The organism is Lysobacter sp. S4-A87, from assembly GCF_022637455.1.
Taxonomy (GTDB): Bacteria; Pseudomonadota; Gammaproteobacteria; order Xanthomonadales; family Xanthomonadaceae; genus Lysobacter_J.
Genome location: NZ_CP093341.1, coordinates 1,893,159 through 1,910,906, shown reverse-complemented (window position 1 = coordinate 1,910,906; position 17,748 = coordinate 1,893,159). Strand labels below are relative to the sequence as shown.

General features: G+C 67.7%; 14 protein-coding genes. 2 read left to right on the top strand and 12 right to left on the bottom strand.

Annotated features, from left to right (window positions below; translation table 11 throughout):
* Nucleotides 1-114 precede the first annotated feature (114 nt).
* Nucleotides 115-3,915 carry a hypothetical protein gene (locus MNR01_RS08660; RefSeq protein ID WP_241920489.1) on the bottom strand — a complete coding sequence of 1,267 codons (3,801 nt, stop codon included), beginning with the start codon at nucleotides 3,913-3,915 and terminating at the stop codon, nucleotides 115-117.
* A gap of 272 nt (nucleotides 3,916-4,187) precedes the next feature.
* A complete protein-coding gene (locus tag MNR01_RS08655; protein WP_158732293.1) occupies nucleotides 4,188-4,586 on the bottom strand; it encodes a phasin family protein in 399 nt (132 codons plus the stop codon).
* Nucleotides 4,587-4,899: 313 nt separating this feature from the next.
* Between MNR01_RS08655 and MNR01_RS08650 the strand changes: the two genes are divergently transcribed.
* A complete protein-coding gene (locus MNR01_RS08650) occupies nucleotides 4,900-7,104 on the top strand; it encodes a patatin-like phospholipase family protein (RefSeq protein WP_241920488.1) in 2,205 nt (734 codons plus the stop codon).
* Nucleotides 7,105-7,107: 3 nt separating this feature from the next.
* On the opposite strand, the gene queD is transcribed toward MNR01_RS08650, so the two are convergent.
* The gene (gene queD / locus MNR01_RS08645) at nucleotides 7,108-7,464 is read right to left on the bottom strand and encodes a 6-carboxytetrahydropterin synthase QueD (RefSeq protein ID WP_241920487.1); all 357 of its coding nucleotides are present in this window, start codon (nucleotides 7,462-7,464) and stop codon (nucleotides 7,108-7,110) included.
* A gap of 9 nt (nucleotides 7,465-7,473) precedes the next feature.
* A complete protein-coding gene (locus MNR01_RS08640) occupies nucleotides 7,474-8,598 on the bottom strand; it encodes a serine hydrolase domain-containing protein (RefSeq protein ID WP_241920486.1) in 1,125 nt (374 codons plus the stop codon).
* Between the two features lie 302 nt (nucleotides 8,599-8,900).
* On the opposite strand from MNR01_RS08640, the gene MNR01_RS08635 reads away from it, so the two are divergent.
* Nucleotides 8,901-9,191, top strand: coding sequence for a BON domain-containing protein (locus MNR01_RS08635; RefSeq protein WP_241920573.1), 291 nt, complete (start codon nucleotides 8,901-8,903; stop codon nucleotides 9,189-9,191).
* Between the two features lie 79 nt (nucleotides 9,192-9,270).
* Here the strand turns inward: MNR01_RS08635 and MNR01_RS08630 are convergent, their stop codons facing one another.
* From MNR01_RS08630 to MNR01_RS08595, 8 genes are all read right to left on the bottom strand, one after another.
* A complete protein-coding gene (locus MNR01_RS08630; protein ID WP_241920485.1) occupies nucleotides 9,271-10,065 on the bottom strand; it encodes an alpha/beta fold hydrolase in 795 nt (264 codons plus the stop codon).
* Nucleotides 10,049-11,239, bottom strand: a complete 1,191-nt coding sequence (locus MNR01_RS08625) for a DUF3182 family protein (protein WP_241920484.1) — start codon at nucleotides 11,237-11,239, stop codon at nucleotides 10,049-10,051. The genes MNR01_RS08630 and MNR01_RS08625 overlap by 17 nt, the downstream gene beginning before the upstream one ends.
* Nucleotides 11,240-11,440, bottom strand: coding sequence for a hypothetical protein (locus MNR01_RS08620; RefSeq protein WP_241920483.1), 201 nt, complete (start codon nucleotides 11,438-11,440; stop codon nucleotides 11,240-11,242). It lies immediately after the preceding gene.
* 84 nt (nucleotides 11,441-11,524) lie between these two features.
* Complete coding sequence (locus MNR01_RS08615) at nucleotides 11,525-12,724, bottom strand: BamA/TamA family outer membrane protein (RefSeq protein ID WP_241920482.1); 1,200 nt, start codon at nucleotides 12,722-12,724, stop codon at nucleotides 11,525-11,527.
* A gap of 14 nt (nucleotides 12,725-12,738) precedes the next feature.
* Nucleotides 12,739-13,692 (bottom strand): transporter, encoded by a 954-nt coding sequence (locus tag MNR01_RS08610; RefSeq protein WP_241920481.1) that lies wholly within the window; start codon nucleotides 13,690-13,692, stop codon nucleotides 12,739-12,741.
* 24 nt (nucleotides 13,693-13,716) lie between these two features.
* Nucleotides 13,717-16,323, bottom strand: a complete 2,607-nt coding sequence (locus MNR01_RS08605) for a hypothetical protein (protein WP_241920480.1) — start codon at nucleotides 16,321-16,323, stop codon at nucleotides 13,717-13,719.
* A gap of 83 nt (nucleotides 16,324-16,406) precedes the next feature.
* Nucleotides 16,407-16,943, bottom strand: a complete 537-nt coding sequence (locus MNR01_RS08600) for a hypothetical protein (RefSeq protein ID WP_241920479.1) — start codon at nucleotides 16,941-16,943, stop codon at nucleotides 16,407-16,409.
* The gene (locus MNR01_RS08595) at nucleotides 16,940-17,746 is read right to left on the bottom strand and encodes a DUF2092 domain-containing protein (RefSeq protein WP_241920478.1); all 807 of its coding nucleotides are present in this window, start codon (nucleotides 17,744-17,746) and stop codon (nucleotides 16,940-16,942) included. Before MNR01_RS08595 ends, MNR01_RS08600 begins: the two co-directional genes overlap by 4 nt.
* Nucleotides 17,747-17,748: the final 2 nt, after the last annotated feature.

The following is a 17,748-nucleotide window of genomic DNA, read 5'->3' as shown; positions in this document are numbered from 1 at the left end:
AGGGGTCATCAACCGCCCGTAATTCCCGCGAAGGCGGGAATCCATGGACGTTGCCCTCGACTCGTCATTCCCGCGAAGGCGGGAATCCATGGACGTTGCTGTCGTCCCACGGCCCTACTTGTCTTTATAGAGCTCGTTGATGGTGTAGGGCTTCGGCGAATTGAGGTCCAGGCTTTCAGGCAGCAGTTCCTTGTCGATCATCCCCACCTTGATCTTGAAGCTGAGCGCGGTCGGACTGGGGTCCGTCTCGCCGCTGATGATGTCGAGCGAAGCGCAGGTCTGGTCGAACGAGGTCTTCAGCTTCGTGATCACGATGGTGGCGTCGGCGTCGGTCATCTTCATCACGTTGACGTAGAAGTGCCTGGCCCCTGCGGCGGTGGTGTCGGCCAGCCAGCCTCGGCTGTTGTTGGGGTGGGGCGCCGGAGGTGGCGTGCATCCGTACGCTGCGCGCTCGAAGTCGAGCATCGCCTTGAAGTCCTGTGGGCGGCCGGACTGCTTGAACTGGGCGACGTGGATCGCCTCATGGCGCAGCACGGCGACCATCAGGCCGCGCGTCAGCAGTTCGGCATCGGCAGGCGTCCTGCCGTTGCTGTGCGCCAGGTTCACCAGCGCAATGTAGGTGTCCACATCAACGTAGACGTCGGTTGCGCTGTTGGTCCAGGCCATGAAGAGGCCGCTGAACGCGCCACCATGCTTGTGCTCCCGCATCGGATGCAGGGTGACACCCTGCAACGACATGCCCGATGCATTGACGTCGTCCTTGAACACCTTGAGCAGCAACAGCTCGAGCATCTTGGCCGCCACCAGCGGAAGGCCGATCGAGCCCATGGATGCCAGGGCGGTGGTGGATGCGGAGTTCAGGGCCTGCGTGGTTCCCGCAAGCAGGCTCGGCGATACGCCGGTGGCCGCGGTGTCGGCGAATGCCAACTCCCGCGAGATCGGCGCGACAAAGCCCGAGCCGCTGGTGCCGCCGCCGCCGGCTGCCTGGAACTCGCTTTGCTGTTCCGTGACCTTGAAGCCACCGCCGGATGCGCCGCCGGTTGCACCGCCTGATGCGGTGCCGGCAGCGCCGGGAACGCCGCGCTGGTCCATGTCGCGGCCATGGTTGATGCGTGCGCCATCGGCGGAAACGCTCGAACCGGTCGCGCCGCCGCCACCGCCACCACCGCCACCACCGGGCTTGTTGGCCTGTGCCGTCTTCCACATGTCTGCTGCCGCCTGGCCCATGGCCACAGCCTGGTCGGTGACCGTCTTGAGGTTGGTGCTTGCGATCCGGCCGGCTTCGGTTGCGGCATCCAGCGTGCCCGACGACGCGGCCTGGGCCAGCGCCTGCGTGCCGGCCAGTCCGCTCATGTCGCGGAACATGCTGCCGTTGGCCAGCGCGGTCATGGCCGCGCCCAGGCCGGCAGGGTCGGGCAGCGAGGTGGGATTGAGGACATTGAGCACCGGCGCGCCGAGCTGGCCCGGCCGCAGGTCTTCAGTGCTGCCACGGCTGCCGGTGTTGATCGGGGCGATTTCCGTAGGTTGCAGCGGAATTGGCGAGTCCTGCCAGTTCCAGAAGCGCGTGATGTCGAGCTTCTCGGCCGAGTTCGAGCGTCCCAGCACGGCTTCGGCGAACACGCCGCCGGTCGGGATCGGCACCAGGCGGTCGTCGCGTTGCGCCAGCGTCAGCGAGCGGTCGCTGAGCAGCGCGCCCCAGGTGGTGTCGTCAATGCCGGAGGCTTCGTTGTCCTCCACCGGCGCGCGCAGCACCAGGTAGTTGCCGGTCATCGCCAGCGGTTTCGGCTCGACCTGGTCGACCAGCGGCTTGCCCTTCCAGGTGAAGCGCGACAACAGCATCACCAGCGTCGCGGTGTCGATGTTCGCCAGCACCGCCTGCGTGTAGTAGGAGCGGTTGGCCTGCAGGTGCGCCATCAGTTCATTCTTGCGATTGGCCGGGTCGGCGGCGAGGAAGGCGACTTTCTGCATCGCCGTGCCCGCCGGCAGGTCCAGCGGCACCGGCAACGCCAGCTGCTGGGTGGCGGTGCGGTAGTGCAGCGTCATGGTCCCGGCGTCGGCCTCGGCGTCGATCTTGCTGATGTGGATGGCGGTGACGTTGCGCAGCGGCAGGCCGCCGGGAAAGTCGACCTGGAAGGTGGTGTTGGGTACGGCGAAGGTGGTGGCATCGGCAGGCACGCCGGCCTGGTCCAGGCGCACGCGGTCGACGCGGACGCCATCGAAGGAAACCGCCACCAGCTCCACGTCGCCGGCGACGGTATCGAGCACGGGACCGGGACTGGTGATGCGACGTACCAGCGCGGTGGCCGGCCCCGGCGCGGTCAGCACGCCGCCGCCGGTCGTCGTCGGTGGCGTGGTCGGCGGTGTCGGCGGCGGGGCGGGAGGCGTGCTCTCGCTGCCCGCGACCGAGCGCGCCATCAGCGTGGTGGCGGCTCCGCCGCCGGCCAGCACGACATCGCTGAAGATCGGCGGCAACTGCACGCGGATGGCCGAACGGATCTCGACCGCACCGCGGTCATCGAGCAGCAGCGATACCACGCGCTCGCTCAGCGCGGCACCGAGCAACTGCCCGCGGAAGCGCGCGACCACGTCGGCGGCGCTGTCGGTGCTGAAGTCCAGCAGCTGGAACGGCAGGAACAGCACCCGCTGCACCGAATGCACCTGCACCAGCACGCGGTAGACCTGGACGACCTCGTAGTACTGGATCGTCAGTGCGTGCATGTGGTTGTAGTTGGCGACCACGCGCGTGCTGACTTCCTCGTGCTCCGATTGCGACACCTCGCGCACGGCCGAGGCACGACGGTTGCGCACCGAGGTGGAGTGCTGCTCGGTGCGGTCGTTCACGCGCTGCGACATCTCGGCCATGACCGAGCGGTTGCCGATCGACCACGAACTGCTGCTGGCCTCGCTGTTGGTTTCCGACGACTGCGACGAACTGGCGCTGCCGCCACCGAAGCCCAGTGCGCCGGTCACGCCGCTGACGGCGCCGGCGACGCCGCCGCCAATGCTGAAGCCGCCCGACTTGCCCTTGCTGGTCGACTTGGCCCAACCCGAACTCATCGAGCCGCCGGACTGCATCTCGTTGGCGACCGCGTTCTGGACCTCGCTGATCGCGCGCGAGTGCTCGCTGGCGCTGTCGAGTGCCTCGGCTTCCTCGATGCTCTCCGATACGCTGGCACGCGTGCGTCGCGACCAGTCGATCACCGCGATGCGGGTTGCTTCGCCCGGTGCGAGGGCGAGTGAATGCAGCATGTGGCCCAGGGTGATGCCCTTGGCATACCAGGACTGCGACAGCGTCACCAGCGCGCCCACGGCCGGTTGGCCGAAGCCGGCCGGGTCATCGACGACCGGCTGCAGCGAAATGGTGCCCGTCAGTGGTTGCTGGTCGGAACCGGCGGCCATGCCCAGCATCACCAGCGAGTCGTAGTACACGCGCTCGGTCGGGTATTCGCCCAGGCGCGGACGCAGCGCCTCGGCATGGACATCCTCGCCGTCGACGCCGGCACCGCTGGCCTGGCTCATCAGTCCGTGTGCGACCAGGCGCGGCGGCCACAGCGCGAACTCGCGGATCGTTTCGACGGCAAGGGCCTGGGTGATCTGCGCCGCATCCTCATCGGAAATTCCGCGCAGCGACTGCAGCGGGCGCAGCCCAGGATCCTGCGGATCCTCCGGCGCCGGTGGCTCCAGCAGGTGCGCTTCGGACGTTCCGGGCTCGGCCGTGGCAATCGCCATGGCCGTGCTGGCGTTGGCGAACAGCCACGACGCACCCAGGTCGAACAGCGTCTGCACGCCGATACGCTTGAGCGCGAGCGCCGCCGCGTCGCTGACGCCCAGCAGGGCGGAGGTGGGCAACTGCAGGGCTTCGTCGAGCGACAGCCCGTGGAATCCCGCTTTGAGATGGTCGGAGACGTCGGGCATGGTGCCGCTCCCTGGCCTTGGACACTGGCAGTGCGCGTAACCCAGCGCACTGCGGTTGCTGAATGCACCGACCGCATGGGTCGGGCTCCATCAGAAGGCAACGCGGATGCGACGCGCAGTCGGCCAGCCGTTCGTCCGCGTCATGGCGCGCACAAAAGAAAACCCGACAGCTTTCGCTGCCGGGTCTGCAAACCACCGCCGGGAGGGGTTGGCGGGGAGAGATAAAGGAAATCAGTAACCTGGAGAGAGGTAGCTGTTTCGTGTAGCGGGACTTACTTGGCAGCCTTGTTGGCGGCCTTGATGGTGTTGTCGACGCTCGTCTGCACTTCCTTGGCCGAGGTCTCGAACTGCGCCTTGGCCAGCTCGGTGATCGCGCCGTGGGTCTTGAGCGTGCGGCCGAAAACTTCCTGGCCGGTGCTGACGCTGCGCTCGAGGTTCTCGCGGGCCACCTGCACGCCCTTGGGCAGCAGCGACTTGGCGGCTTCGAAGTCACGCACTTCGGCGGCTTCGCCGAGGAAAGCGAACGTGGCGTTGACGCGGTCTTCGATCGCGGCAAGCTGCAGGCCGAACACGGCCTCGGCATTGGCGAGCGCGAGACGGTTCACCTGCGCGGCGGTCTCCGCGAACTGGCGCGTCGCGGCGGCAAATTGCTCGTTGAACGGCTGGTACATGGTTGACTCCGATAGGTGGATCAATCCGGGGAGGGAGTTCGGATTGTGCGGTGCAGCATAACCCGTTCTGTGTTGCAGTGCAACATGACCGGGTGGGCGGGTTCAGGAAAGGGTCGGGACGCCGCTGACCGGCAGACCCGGCTGGCACAATTGGCGTCACGCGATCGCCCGGGGCCCCGTGTCACGGTCTGAATGCGCCGCAGCAGGGATGATGGCCTTCCAGGATGACCAGAAGATGATGCGAGACCTCGTGCCCGCCTGCTCCCGCCTCCTGAATTCCGCCTCCCGGCACGGCCCCGGCCGTCTGGGCGCCTTGGTCCTCGCGGCCCTGCTGACCCTGCTTCCGGTCGCTTCGGCCCTGGCCCAGCAGCCCGCGCAACCCCCCTGCGTGGGCCTGGTGCTGGGCGGCGGCGGCGCCCGCGGCTCGGCCCATGTCGGCGTGCTGAAGGTGCTCGAGCGCGAACGCATCCCGGTGTGCCGGGTCGCCGGCACCAGCATGGGTTCGATTGTGGGTGGCCTGTACGCGACCGGCTACACCCCGGCCGAAATGGAAACGCTGATCGAGACCATCGACTGGGGCGACATGTTCGTCGACGACCCGCCGCGGGCGGGCCAGCCGATGCGGCGCAAGGATGCCGACTTCCGCTACCTGCTCGACCTGGAGATCGGTTACGCCGACGGCCGCGTGGTGCTGCCGGTCGGCATCGTGCAGGGGCAGAAGCTGCTGCTGCTGTTGCGCCGGCTGACGCTGTCGACGTGGGACGTGAAGGACTTCGACCAGTTGCCGGTGCCGTTCCGCGCCGTCGCCGCCGACATCATCACCGGCGACAAGGTCGTGTTCGAGGACGGCGACCTGGCGCTGGCGATCCGCTCGAGCATGTCGGTGCCGGGCGCGTTCGCGCCGGTGCGCATCGACAACCGCCTGCTGGTCGACGGCGGCATGGCCGACAACGTGCCGGTCGACGTCGTCCGGCAGATGGGCGCGCAGCGCCTGATCGTGGTCGACGTCGGCTCGCCGCTGCACACCGAGGAGACGCTGACCAACCCGCTGGCGATCATGGACCAGATGATCAGCGCGCTGATGGCCGAAAAAGTGCGTGCGCAGCTGGCCACGCTGAGCGACCAGGACGTGCTGATCCGCCCGGAGCTGGGCGACATCACCGCTTCGGAGTTCAACCGCGGCGCCGAAGCGATCGCGATCGGTGAGCGCGCGGCCGAGGCCATGCTGCCGCAGCTGCGAACGATGTCCGTCGACGAGGCCTCCTACACCGCGTACCGCGCGCGCCAGCAGCGACGCGACTTCGATCCGGCGCTGGTCCAGTTCCTCGACGTCATCAAGGGCAGGTCGCCCTCGGCCAACCGCCAGGTGGAACGCGCAGTGGCGGAGAACATCGACAAGCCCTTCGATGTCGACGAGGTCGAGAAGGACATCGGCACCGCCTACGGCGACGGCCGCTTCCAGCAGATCGACTACCGCCTGGCCGAGCGCAACGGCGAAGTGGGCCTGGAGATCATCCCGGTCGACAAACCGTGGAGCGCCTTCGGCAAGCTCGGCTTCCAGCTCGACGACAACTTCAACGGTCGCAACAGCTACATGGTCTCGGCCGAACTGACGTTCAACAACATCAACAGCCTCGGTGCCGAGTGGCGCAACGTGGCGCGGCTGGGGCGCATCACCGGCCTGTTGTCGGAGTTCTACCAGCCTTTCGGCGAAACCGGCGAGTTCTACCTGAAGCCGTCGCTGGAGCTGCGCAACGAATCGTTGCCGCTGTGGGCCAACGGCAACCAGCTGGCGGAATTCCGCATCAACCGCCGCGAAGTCGCGCTGGAAGCCGGCTATTCGCCGGAACCGGAATGGCGGATCTCCGCCCAGGTGCTGCGCGGCCGCGACCGCGCCGACCTGCTGATCGGCAATCCCAACGATTTCAGCGGCGGCAAGGAGGGCTACGCCGGCATCGACTACAACGCCACCTGGGACACCCTGGACAGCATCAATTTCCCGACCCGGGGCATTCGCGTCAGCGCCGACCTGGAAACCTACTACGACGTGATGGGCGCCGATGTCGAAGGCAACGTCGCCCGCTTCACCGCCGACTGGGCGCGCGCCTGGGGCCGCTACCACCTGCTGCTCGGCGCACGCCTGAGCAGCGCGCTGGAAGACGACAACTTCTTCCAGACCCAGGGCTTCCTCGGCGGATTCCTCAACCTGTCCGGCTTCGACGAGCGCGCGCTGTTCGGCAACCAGACCGCGCTGGCGCGCGCGGTGCTCTATCGGCGAACCGGCAATACCAGCCGCCTGTTCTCGTTGCCGATGTACGTCGGCGCCAGCCTGGAAACAGGCAACGCATGGTTCAGCAAGGAGCAGGTGGATGCCGACGACCTGATCCTCGCCGGCAGTCTCTTCATCGGTTTCAGCACGCCGCTGGGGCCGATGTTCCTGGCCTACGGCGGCAACGACGATGGCGAGAGCTCGTGGTACCTGACCTTCGGCTCACTGCTGCGGCCGACGGTGAAGTAGCGATCAGCTGCCGCGGTAATGGCAGCCGGAGGTGCAGGTCTCGTGCACCACCACTTCCGACAGCAGAGGCAGTGCCGGCTTGAGGTTGTCCCAGATCCACACGGCCAGGCGTTCACTGGTCGGGTTGTCGAGGCCCTCGATGTCGTTGAGGTAGTGGTGGTCGAGGCGGTCGTAGAGCGGCTGGAAGGCGGCCTTGAGGTCGCCGAAGTCCATGACCCAGCCGGCGTGCGGGTCGATCTCGCCCTCGACATGGATCTCGATGCGGAAACTGTGCCCGTGCAGGCGCTCGCACTTGTGCCCAGGGGGCACGTTCGGCAGGCGGTGCGCTGCCTCCAGGGTGAATGCCTTGAAGATCTTCATGCCGCCAGTTTACTCCGGGCGTAGCGGCGGCCCGCATTCGCCCTTGCCGCCGGCACGGGCGGCGGCATTGGCGGCGCCCACGTAGCGGCCGACCAGCGCCTTGAGCTGGTCGAACTCCTCGCGGCGCGTGACAGCGCCGGCGATGGTCCGGCCCGAGACCGGTTCGCGCACCACCAGCGTCCCCCAGAAGCCGGAATGCCCGGTCGCGGCGACGCCGTCGAACGAGTAGGTGAGCAGGCCCAGGCGGTACGGGCTGTCGGCGGGCAGGCCGACCGGGGACTGCATCAGCGCCAGCGTGGCGCCGTTCCTGAAGACCCGTCCGGCCAGCAGGGCGTCGAAGAAGGTCGCCATGTCGGCGGGCGTGGCGACGATGCCGCCGCCGCCGAACAGGTCCATCGACGGGTCCCAGTCGTAGGTGTCGTCGCCCTCGAAGAACTGGTGCGCGCGGGTGCGTCCGCGGGCCGGTTCCGCGCGCTCCCACCAGGTGTCGGGCAGGCCGCGGGCGCTCAGCGCGAGCTGCGTGCGCACCGCCTTTGGCAGCGGCTGGCCGCTGACGCGCTCGATGATCGCGCCGAGCAGGATGTAGCCGGTGTCGGAGTACGAGTACTTCTCGCCGGGCTTGCCGACCGGCTGCGTCCATTCGACCAGGTGCGCGACGTCCTCCGCCGGCGTCCATTGCGTCGCCGGGTTGGCCTTGATCGCCGCGATGAACTGCGGCGCCTGCGCGTGGTCGGCCAGGCCCGAGGTATGGCTGAGCAGCTGGCGCACGGTCATCTCACCGGGGCTATAACCGTCGCGCTTGAGCAGGTCGATCCATTGCGCCGGCAGGTACTGGTCGATCGTCGATTGCAGGTCGAGCTTGCCGGCTTCGTGCAGGCGCAACGCGGTGGCGGCGACATAGGTCTTGGTCACGCTGGCGATGCGGAAACCTTCGTCGCCCTTCAAGGGCGTTGCCGAAGGCGGCGCCAGCACGCGCGTGTCGCGGGCTCCGTCGGGCGCAAGCGTGGACACGACGATCTGTCCCTTCAACGCGCCGGCGTCGAGCGGGGACACCGCCTGCGCAAGGCAGGCGTCGGCGGCCGCTGCGGACAGCGCGGTGGAGTACAGCAACGCGGCAAGGGAAATCCGGGTCAAGGTCATCGTGGTCAGACTCGCTGGGGCCGCCGCCATCTTGGCCCGCAACCGGTGGCCGTGACCATGGCATTGGTCACGCCGGCAGCGCCGCTGGTGCAACGCGGTGTCGCATGCATGGCTGTACACGCGGGAATCGCATCGATGAACCCCAGCCCAGCGTCAACACGCGGCTATCGATGTCTTCACGCAACGGTACATGCCGGTCTACGCACACTGGCCCCACATCGAAACGGGAGGAATGCATGAGGATGAAGGCGAAACTGTCAACGATCGCGGGCGCATCGCTGTTGATCGCGGTGGCCATGCCGATGCAGGTGCTGGCGCAGGACAAGGCCCAGGCCATGGAAGCCGAAGAAGGCGATTCGTCGCAGCCTGCAAGCGATACCTGGATCACCACCAAGGTCAAGACCGACCTGATGGCCACGGCCGACGTGCCGGGCACGACGATCGACGTCGAGACCGTCAATGGCACGGTCAAGCTCGCCGGTACCGTCGACAGCAAGGCGAGCGCCGACAAGGCTGTCGCCGTCGCCAGGAAGATCAAGGGCGTCAAGAGCGTCGATGCCTCCGCGTTGACGGTTGCCAGGAAGTAAGGCGGCCACCGCAACGCAGCCCCTCTCCCGCGCTGCGCGGGAGAGGGGCTTTGTCATGTGTGGTCCGCGCGGCTGACGCTCAGTTGCGCGAAGGCTCGGGCTTGCCACGCTCGCGCATGCGCAGCCCGGCGGCTTCCTCGCGTGCGCCCATGATCATCTCGCTCAGCCACTTGATCAGGATCGCGGTATAGGCCTTCTGAGCGGGCTTCTCGGTGAAGGCGTGGTCGGCGCCGTCGACCGTGCGCCGGGTCAGCGAGCGGGCGTGGCGGAAGGCCTCGGCGTAGTTGTCGATCACCGCCTCGGGGACGATCTCGTCGTGTTCGGCGGCGACCAGCAGCGCGTGGCCGCGATAGTCGGCGCAGGCGCGAAGGGCACGGTTCTGGTCCCAGCGCAGCGTGCTGCGCCGGTACGCACGCAGGTCGGTGTCGACGTGCAGGCGCAGCTTGGGCAGGTCCCAGCCTTCGTCCTTGTAGAGCGCGGGCGAGCGCAGCGCCAGCCAGTGCACCGGGCGCAACGCCGTCAGCAGCGCGGCCAGGTAGCCGCCGTAGCTGATGCCCACCACCGCGACCGCTGTCGGATCGACGTTGGGTCGCCGCACCAGCCAGTCGTAGGCGGCGATCAGGTCGGCCAGGTTCTGCGGACGGTTCACGTTTTCCCAATGGCGCGCGGTGCGCTCGTGCCCGCGCAGGTCGAAGGTCAGGCAGACGCAACCGATGCCGGCGGCCTCGCGCGCGCGCACCAGGTCGTGCTCCTGGCTGCCGCCCCAGCCGTGTACGAACAGCACACCGGGAAGGCGCGCGGCCGGAGAGAGGACGGTGCCGCAGATGCGCTCGTCCTCGACGTCGAGCTCCACGGTCTCAAGCCGGATGTCCATGACGCTCGCTGCCTTGCACCGTGCTGCCGCCGGTGGCGGCGCATGCCCGCGCATCGTCGGCCTCGACGATGCCGTACTTGGTGATCGCTCCGACCACCGGGTCCTCGCCGCGGAAGGAGATCCCGGCGCCGGTCGGGACATCGATCAGGTCGTAGACCTCGCACGATGACACGCAGATCCGCTCCAGCGCTGGATCGACACTCATCGCCTGCAGGGCCAGTACTTCCGCCGGCGAGGCGCCGCCGATGCGCCACGATTGTTCGAGCACGCCGCAGCGCACCGTGCCTTCGTTGTCCTCGCCGATGACGATGTCGTAGTTGCGGCGGGAGGCGAAGAACTGGGCAAAGGCGCGCCCGACCTCGCGGTCATAGCCGATCGTGGCGGCGACGGCGCGGCGTCCGGCTTCGTCGGCGGTGGCCTGCAGCAGGTCTTCGAGACCGCCGCGCATGCAGCGCAAGGTCGATCCGCCGTAGACCTCGTGCCCGGCATGGTTGCGCGTGGTCCGCTGCGTGCCAACATAGGCCAGGCCGATTCCACCGACCGTCAACACGCCGACGCTGTAGGTGACGGCCGTGGCCAGGTTGAGTTCGAGCACGAGGCCGGCCTCGCGGATGGCATCGTCATCGAGTGCATCGAGCGCCGCGTCGAGTTCATCATGGGTGGCGACCACGCGCTGGCCTGAGCCGCCGATGCCCTGGCCCGGCTTGGTCCGGATCGCGGAACCTGCGGCCAGCAGCGAGCGTCCTGCGCGTCGTGCATCGTCGAGGTTGAACACGGTCAGCCCCGGCAGCACGAACGGCGCCAGCGCCGCACCCAATGCGTGCGACCACCCCTGCGGAAGGTCGCGCGCATCGTCAGGCGACGGGTGCGTGATCGACTTTGTCGCCACGAACGGGAACGGCACCACGCCACCGAACAGGTCGTCAGGACCGTGGATGCCGAAGCGCGCTGCTTCCCCTGCCAGCAAGGTACGGTCGGGAACAAAGTAAGGCGGTCCGTCGGAAGTAAGTTCTGAGTACTCGCCGCCGTAGTCCACGCCGAGCACACCGGCCAGACGCTGCGCGGCCCACTGCCGGGTCGCCTTTTCGTGGATGCCGCGCTTGCGCATGAGCACCAGGTCCACCACCGGACCGCGATGGTCTGCCTCGCGACCGAACGCACCGGTCATCGGCATTCAGTCCCTCGGTCTGGCCGGTACGAACGGCGACACCGGATCGCTGGCCGGAAAGGTTTCCTGCAGCGCCTCGTCCAGGTTGTCGCTCTCGTGGCGCTTGCGTCGCATCCGCTCGCCGGCGCCCTTGTCATCGGGTTTGACGGTGTCGGATTTGCGCGAGCGATGAATGGGCGGATCCTTCCGGTCCTGGTGTCCGGCCATTGCCTGCTCCGTGTCGGCTGGGTTCGCTTCGACGATACCGACGCGGCGCTAATGCGACGTGAGGAATGCGCTGGGACGAGATGATCAGCGCCAGGCGCTGCCGACCTGCACGTAGAACGTCTCGTCCTCCGGGCCCCAGGCATAGTCGATGCCGGTGTACAGGCCGAGCTGCCGGGCGAGCAGGTAGCGCACGCCGGTGCCCTTGGCGACCTGGGTCTGGCCGTCGCCGAAGCTGTTGTGGCGGCCCCAGGTGCGACCGCCGCCGACGAATCCGATCAGCGCCCAGCGCGGCGTCACGTTCCAGCGCAGTTCCGTTTCCAGCGTGGCCGCGCGGGTGTCCTGGTAGCGTGCCGAGCCGATGCCGCGCAGGTCGATGTAGGGCAGCCGGTAGAACGGCACATCGCCATTGGCCCAGCGCGCATCGATACGGCCACCGAGAACGAAGCGCTCGTCCGCCGACGACAGCTTACCGAAGGGCAGGTAACCGAAGGCGTGGCCGCGGTAGCTCTGGAAATCGTTGTCGCTGCCGATCAGGTCGTCGTAGAAGTTGCCCTCGATCATCCCCAGCCAGCCGCTGTTGGGCGTGAACGAGTTGTCGCGGTCATCGAACTCCAGCGACAGGCCCAGGCCCGAGCTGCGCTCGCTCAGCTCCTTCGGCGTGAACTGGTTGCGGTCGGTATCGATGTCGAAGCCGATGTCCAGGTCCATGTAGATCCAGGCCAGTCCGACGAACAGGTCCTGCTCGCCCACGCGCCTGAACACCTGCTGCAGCGACATCACGCCGTCCATGTTGTAGCCGATCTTCTGCGGCGCCAGGAACCGCCCCGGCGTGTAGAAATCGAGGTTGATGTCGGTCTTGGCGACACCGCCGCGGTAGCGCCACTGGTCGTCCTTGAAATGCAGGATCGCGCCGCCGCCGTAGGCCTTGCTGCCATTGGACGTGCGCACGCCGCCGAAGCCATAGATGTTCGGCGGCACCATCGTCTTGCGACCGTCGGCACTGGTGCGCGTGGTCGCCGCGCCCTCAGGCCGGTGGAAGAAAGTCAGGGCGACGCCGCCGCCGGTGCCCAGGGCGGGGTCGGTGATGATGATCGGCACCGGCAGGAAGCCCTTGTGCTCGAGCAGCCAGCGCGACATGTCGAAGTCGCCGTCGTGCGGGTCCTTGAGCAGCGTCTTGACCGGCTCGTGCGCGGGCTTGTCCGGTGTTGCCGGCGCGTCCTGGGCTTGCGCCGCCGATGCGAGCGAGGCAAGCAGCAGCATGGCTGACGTGGTGTGAAAGCGCATTGCGGGCTGCCCGCTCAGAACGAAATGCTGGCCGAGACCATGAATGGATCGCCTTCGAGGCGGTTCTCGACGTCGAACTCCTTGAGCCAGCGCGCGGAGAATTCGACCTGGCCGCCGTCCCACTTCTTGGCGTAGGTGGCGATTGGCCCCAGTGCGAGCGAACGGCCCTTGAAGCCGTCCAGGCGGTCGGCGAGCGCACTGTCGTCGTCTTCGATCTGTTCGATCCAGCCGCCGACGCCGCCGATGCCCCAGCCGTTGCCGAAGCGCTTGACCAGCAGCGAGTCGACGCGGAACACCGCGCCGTTCTGGTAGTCGGTGGCCTCGTTCTCGGTGTAGATGTCGACCGCGGTCGTGGTGCTCCACTCCAGCGTGCCCTTCTGGAACAGCTGGGTGTAACCGACGGTCGGCGAGAAGGTCCAGTTGTTGAGGCTGGGATTGGCCAGGCGTCCGGTCTCGTACTCGCCGGTCGGTGCGTAGATGTACAGCGACAGCGACACGTGGCGCAGCGGGTCGATGTGGTAGCTGGCGATCACCGGCGCGAAGAACGCATCGAACAGACCGCTGGCGTTGTCGTCGCGAGTGCCGCTGATCGGACCGAGGCGGACATTGGCGTCGGCGCCCACGTCGATGAAGGGGATCGTCGCCATCGAGGCGAAGTTCCAGTGGCCTTCACCGGTGTCCCAGATGTACACGCCGGTGATGGACATCATGTCGAACGTGCCTTCCAGCCCGACCGAGGTGACGCCGCCGATCGGAATCTCGCGTCCACCGCCGATGTCGCCGGAGTAGTGGATGTAGGCGATTTGCATGTTCCAGCCCGGCGTCGGCGGAATCAGTCCCGAATAGGACGCCGCCTGCAGGCCGGTGATGGGACGTCCGACCGCGCCTTCAGTGGCGTGCGCCGGCGTGAGGATGGCAGCGGCACTGATGGCCGCTGCGACGATGGAACCACGGATGGTGTTGTTCATTCAGGCCCCCCGGCCGTTCTCGTATCAGCGCCGCCGGAAACCGCCGCCTCCGCGGCCGCCGCCCATGCTCGGCCTGAAGCCGCCAACCGGGCGGTTGTAGCCACCGGCGGGCCGGTTATAGCCACCGGCCGGGCGGTTGTAGCCGCCCGCGGGACGGTTGTAGTTGCCACCGGAACCCATGTTCGACGGGCGTCCGCCGTAGCTGCCGCCGGTAATGCGCTCGTTGCCGCGATCGCGCGCCATGCGTTCGCCGTCGAGGTCGCGCGTCTGGCCGCTCAGGTTCTTCGATGCGTCCGGGCGCGTGACCTGGCTCCAGCCGTTCTCGTCGTGCTTGTAGACGTTTCCGTCCTTGCCGGCGTAGACGTTGTCGTTGACGTTGACCACGCCGCCATGACTGAGCGAGCCGGTGTCGGCGTTGTAGTGGAAGCCGCCGACGCCCTTGGCATCGACACGATTGCCCTGGCTGTCGAATCCACCGACACCTGCCGCGCCGTTGGGCCCGGCAACCGCGCCACCGGCGCTCTGCGTGACCCGTCCGGTGTTGGTGTTGACGGTGGTGCGGCTGCCGCCTGCGGCCGCCTGGCCGGTGTACGGATTGACCGCGACCGCACCGCCGCCGGCGACGACGCGACCGGTTTGCGGGTTGTAGCGGATGCCCTGCGCACCGGCGGTGGTGGTGCCGGTGTAGATGTTGGTGTTGACGCCGGCACGGCCGACGCCGCGGCCGCCGGTGGCTTCGTTGTAGTAACCACCGCGTCCACCGCGGCCGACATTGCCGGTCCACGGATCAGCCCATGCGGCGGCGGTGCCGCGAACGGCGGCGTTGCCCCAGTGGCCGTAGACATTCCATGCGGCCGCGCCACCGCCCCAGTAGCCCCAGCCGTATCCCGGGCCATACCACGGACCCCACCACGGGCTGTAGGGCCCGTACCAGCCGCCGTACCAGCCCCAGCCGTAGCCGAACGTCCAGCCGACCCAGGCGTTCCAGCCGAAGTACACGCCCATGCCGTAGGTCGCCGGGCAGCCGTACCAGTACGCGCCGACCCATGGATCGCAGGCGTAGCCGGTGCCGTAGACGACCACGTTGTCGGTCACCACCGTGCCGTAATAGCCAGGCGTGTAACCGACATAGACTTCGTCATCGCTGCTGCCATACACGCGCACGTAGGTGACGTAGTGAAGCGGCGAACTGGTCGGGATCGAGTAGATCTCGGGCGGCACGCTGGTCGCTACGGCCCACGGCCCGGTCGCCGCGCTGGCGCTGAACCAGATGCCCTTGTCGACCGCGTAGAAACTGTTGGCCGCGACCTTGATCACCGGCACGGCGGTGTTGTGCGCGTACTGCAGCGTGGTGCCGCCGATGGAGACGAACTGCGGCGCGCCGTCGTACTGCACGTTGAGCTTGGCTTCGTTGCGCTTGACCGTCGCGTTCTGCGGGATGTCGTTGGCGATGAGTGCCTCGCGCGATTCTGGCGTGTTCGGGATCGAGGCCAGCACGCCGCTCTTCGGGCTGTCCGGCGGAATCTTCGCGAACTCGGCCGGCAGGCTCGACGGCGGCACATGGCGCCACGGACCCTTGGCGGTGGCGGCGGTGAACCAGCGGCCCGACACCAGCACGTACCAGGCATTGTCGGCAGAGCCGTCGAGCAGCACGTCGGCGCCGGTATTGTCGACGTAGCTCAGCTTCGTCCCCGGGATGGCGACGAACTGCGGGTCGCCCTGCACCGAAATCAGCTCCGACGGGTGCGTGCGCACGTAGATGCCGGGCGCCCTGCCGGAGGCGAAGTCCTGCTTGAGCGCGTCGGGCGGATTGTCGAACGTGTCGACATCCTTGCCGGCCTTGGCCATCGCCTGGGTCAGCGCGGCGTCGACATTGGCCGTCGCCGTCCATGGCCCGGCCAGCGCGGGCGCCGTCGACCAGTGCCCGGCGACGTTGGTGTAGTACTTGCCGCCCTGCTGCAGCAGCAGCGAGCGGGTGTTGATCACCCGCTGCACGCCCGACACGCCGCTGGGCTTGAGCGCCGGTTCGCCATCGACGAGCAGCAGCACCGCTGGCGTGGTGCTGAAGATGATGTCGGGCGGATCGTTCTTCACCGGCAGCGATGGCGGCAACCTGGCGTCGACCTTGGCAATGGCCAGGGCCGACTCGAGCATGTCGAGCGACACGGTCAGGGTCGATTTGGTCTTCAGCTGCTGGCGCGCCAGCTCCAGGTACTGGGCCTGCTTCGCGGTCGCGGTGGGGAAGCTGGCCGACGGCAACTGCAGGTCGGTCAGCACCACCGCACGCGCTTCCTTGTCGATCTCGGTGCGCGCCTGGAACTGCACGACACCGTAGTCGAACGACGCCTCCGACTTGCCGTCCTTGCCGGTGTGGACACCCGACTTCACCGCCATCACGAAGCGGCCCTTGAGCTGGTTGCCCTCCCAGCTGTCGTACTGCGGCTGGTGCACGCTGAAGCTGGTGCCCTGCACGGTGAAGTCACGCGGGAACGGACGCGCATCGATGGTGACTGCCGACGTCCCTGCTGCCGGTGCACCCTGCGCGACCACCTGCGGTACGCCCAGGATGGCTGTCCCGACGAGCGCGGCGATGACCAGGCTCAGGACCGGAACGATGGGATTGATGCGCATGACTTACCTCGGTGCAGGGAAACGTGGACGGTTCGTGGTGGAGCTGGCGAAGGCGGGCGTGGTGCAGTGGGCAACCGCCCGGCTCAGCCGGGCGGATTGACGACGACGTACTGCACGCTGGTGCCCGCGTACTGCGGCTGGTACCAGGTGCTTCCGCACTGCTGGTAGGCCACGCCATTGATCACCGAAGTCACGCAGCTGGGCGGCACCGTGTTGACGATCGATCCCACCGCTGCGGCGGTAAGCGCAACCGCACCGGTGACGGCCGCGGCAGTGGCGACGGGGTGATCGTCCCAGCCGCCGTTCCAGCCGTTGTCGACATCGATGTTGACGTCGTTGTGGATGTTGGTATTGCGGTTGACATTGGTGTTGCGGTTGACGTTGGTATTGCGGTTGACGTTGGCATTGGCGTTGCGGTTGACGTTCGCGTTGCCGCCGCGATTCACGTTGCCCGCGTGGTGGCCGCCGCCGCCGCCGGCTCGTGCGCCTGACGCGTGGTTGACGCTGGTACGTGCGCCGCCACGGGCGTCAGCGTCGAAGCTGACTGCCATCAGTGCGGTGGTCCCGGCCAACAAGCCAAGGCCCAGGCCGAGCGCGGTGACGTTGTGACGAATGCTCATGGCGACTTCTCCTCGACGGCGACCACGTCCACCTCGACCATCTCGATGCGGTGCGAATCCTTGGGCGGTGCGAACGTGAAGGCGCTGTCCTTGAGACCGGCAGCGGTGTTCCAGGTCAGCGTGCTGGCGTACTGCGGCTGCGCCGGATCGTCGGTGGTGGTGATGACCAGGCGACGCGGCAACGGCTTGGGACCGGCTTCGATCCAGACCTGCCAGTCGACGCCTTCCTGGCGGAACGCGTACTGCGAGGTGATGGTTCCGCCGATGCGCGCCGGGCCGACCCGCGTCGCCGACTTCAGTGCCGACGTCGGTGCCTGGTCGGTGCCCCACAGGAACAGGTCCGCCAGCGGTATCTCGATGCCGTACTTCTGCTCGACGGCGCCCAGCATCTCGCGGATGGTCGGCGGTGCATCGACGGTGGCGTAGTACTTCGCCTTCGGCCCGTAGACGGTCAGCGACTTGCCGTCGTAGAACAGCTGGCGCTCCTTGCGGTCGCTGCGCAGGTCAAGCTGGAGCTTGTCAGGCGCGCGTACCTTGTAATCGAGATCGCCGGCGAACTGCAGCTTCTGCCCGTCTTCCACCACGATGTCGAGAGTGGTGTCGGCGTGGACGGTGAAGTCCTTGAGCGAGCGCAGGTACTTGCCCATGGCTTCCAGTGCAGCCACGGCTTCGGGCTCCACGTCCGGAGCAGGCGCGGGCGCCGCTGCCGCTGTCGGCGCCTTGGCGGCCTTGGGCGGCGCGGCCATGGCCATCGGCGCGGCGAGCGCCAGGCACAGACCTGTGATCAACGCGGTGTGACGCATGT

Bases quoted from the DNA above. Each gene is read 5' to 3' on its own strand.
- MNR01_RS08615 (WP_241920482.1), bottom strand. From the start codon at position 12,724: ATGCGCTTTCACACCACGTCAGCCATGCTGCTGCTTGCCTCGCTCGCA.
- queD (WP_241920487.1), bottom strand. From the start codon at position 7,464: ATGAAGATCTTCAAGGCATTCACCCTGGAGGCAGCGCACCGCCTGCCG.
- MNR01_RS08600 (WP_241920479.1), bottom strand. From the start codon at position 16,943: ATGAGCATTCGTCACAACGTCACCGCGCTCGGCCTGGGCCTTGGCTTG.
- MNR01_RS08610 (WP_241920481.1), bottom strand. From the start codon at position 13,692: ATGAACAACACCATCCGTGGTTCCATCGTCGCAGCGGCCATCAGTGCC.
- MNR01_RS08635 (WP_241920573.1), top strand. From the start codon at position 8,901: ATGCCGATGCAGGTGCTGGCGCAGGACAAGGCCCAGGCCATGGAAGCC.
- MNR01_RS08625 (WP_241920484.1), bottom strand. From the start codon at position 11,239: ATGCCGATGACCGGTGCGTTCGGTCGCGAGGCAGACCATCGCGGTCCG.
- MNR01_RS08595 (WP_241920478.1), bottom strand. From the start codon at position 17,746: ATGCGTCACACCGCGTTGATCACAGGTCTGTGCCTGGCGCTCGCCGCG.
- MNR01_RS08660 (WP_241920489.1), bottom strand. From the start codon at position 3,915: ATGCCCGACGTCTCCGACCATCTCAAAGCGGGATTCCACGGGCTGTCG.
- MNR01_RS08605 (WP_241920480.1), bottom strand. From the start codon at position 16,323: ATGCGCATCAATCCCATCGTTCCGGTCCTGAGCCTGGTCATCGCCGCG.
- MNR01_RS08620 (WP_241920483.1), bottom strand. From the start codon at position 11,440: ATGGCCGGACACCAGGACCGGAAGGATCCGCCCATTCATCGCTCGCGC.
- MNR01_RS08630 (WP_241920485.1), bottom strand. From the start codon at position 10,065: ATGGACATCCGGCTTGAGACCGTGGAGCTCGACGTCGAGGACGAGCGC.
- MNR01_RS08655 (WP_158732293.1), bottom strand. From the start codon at position 4,586: ATGTACCAGCCGTTCAACGAGCAATTTGCCGCCGCGACGCGCCAGTTC.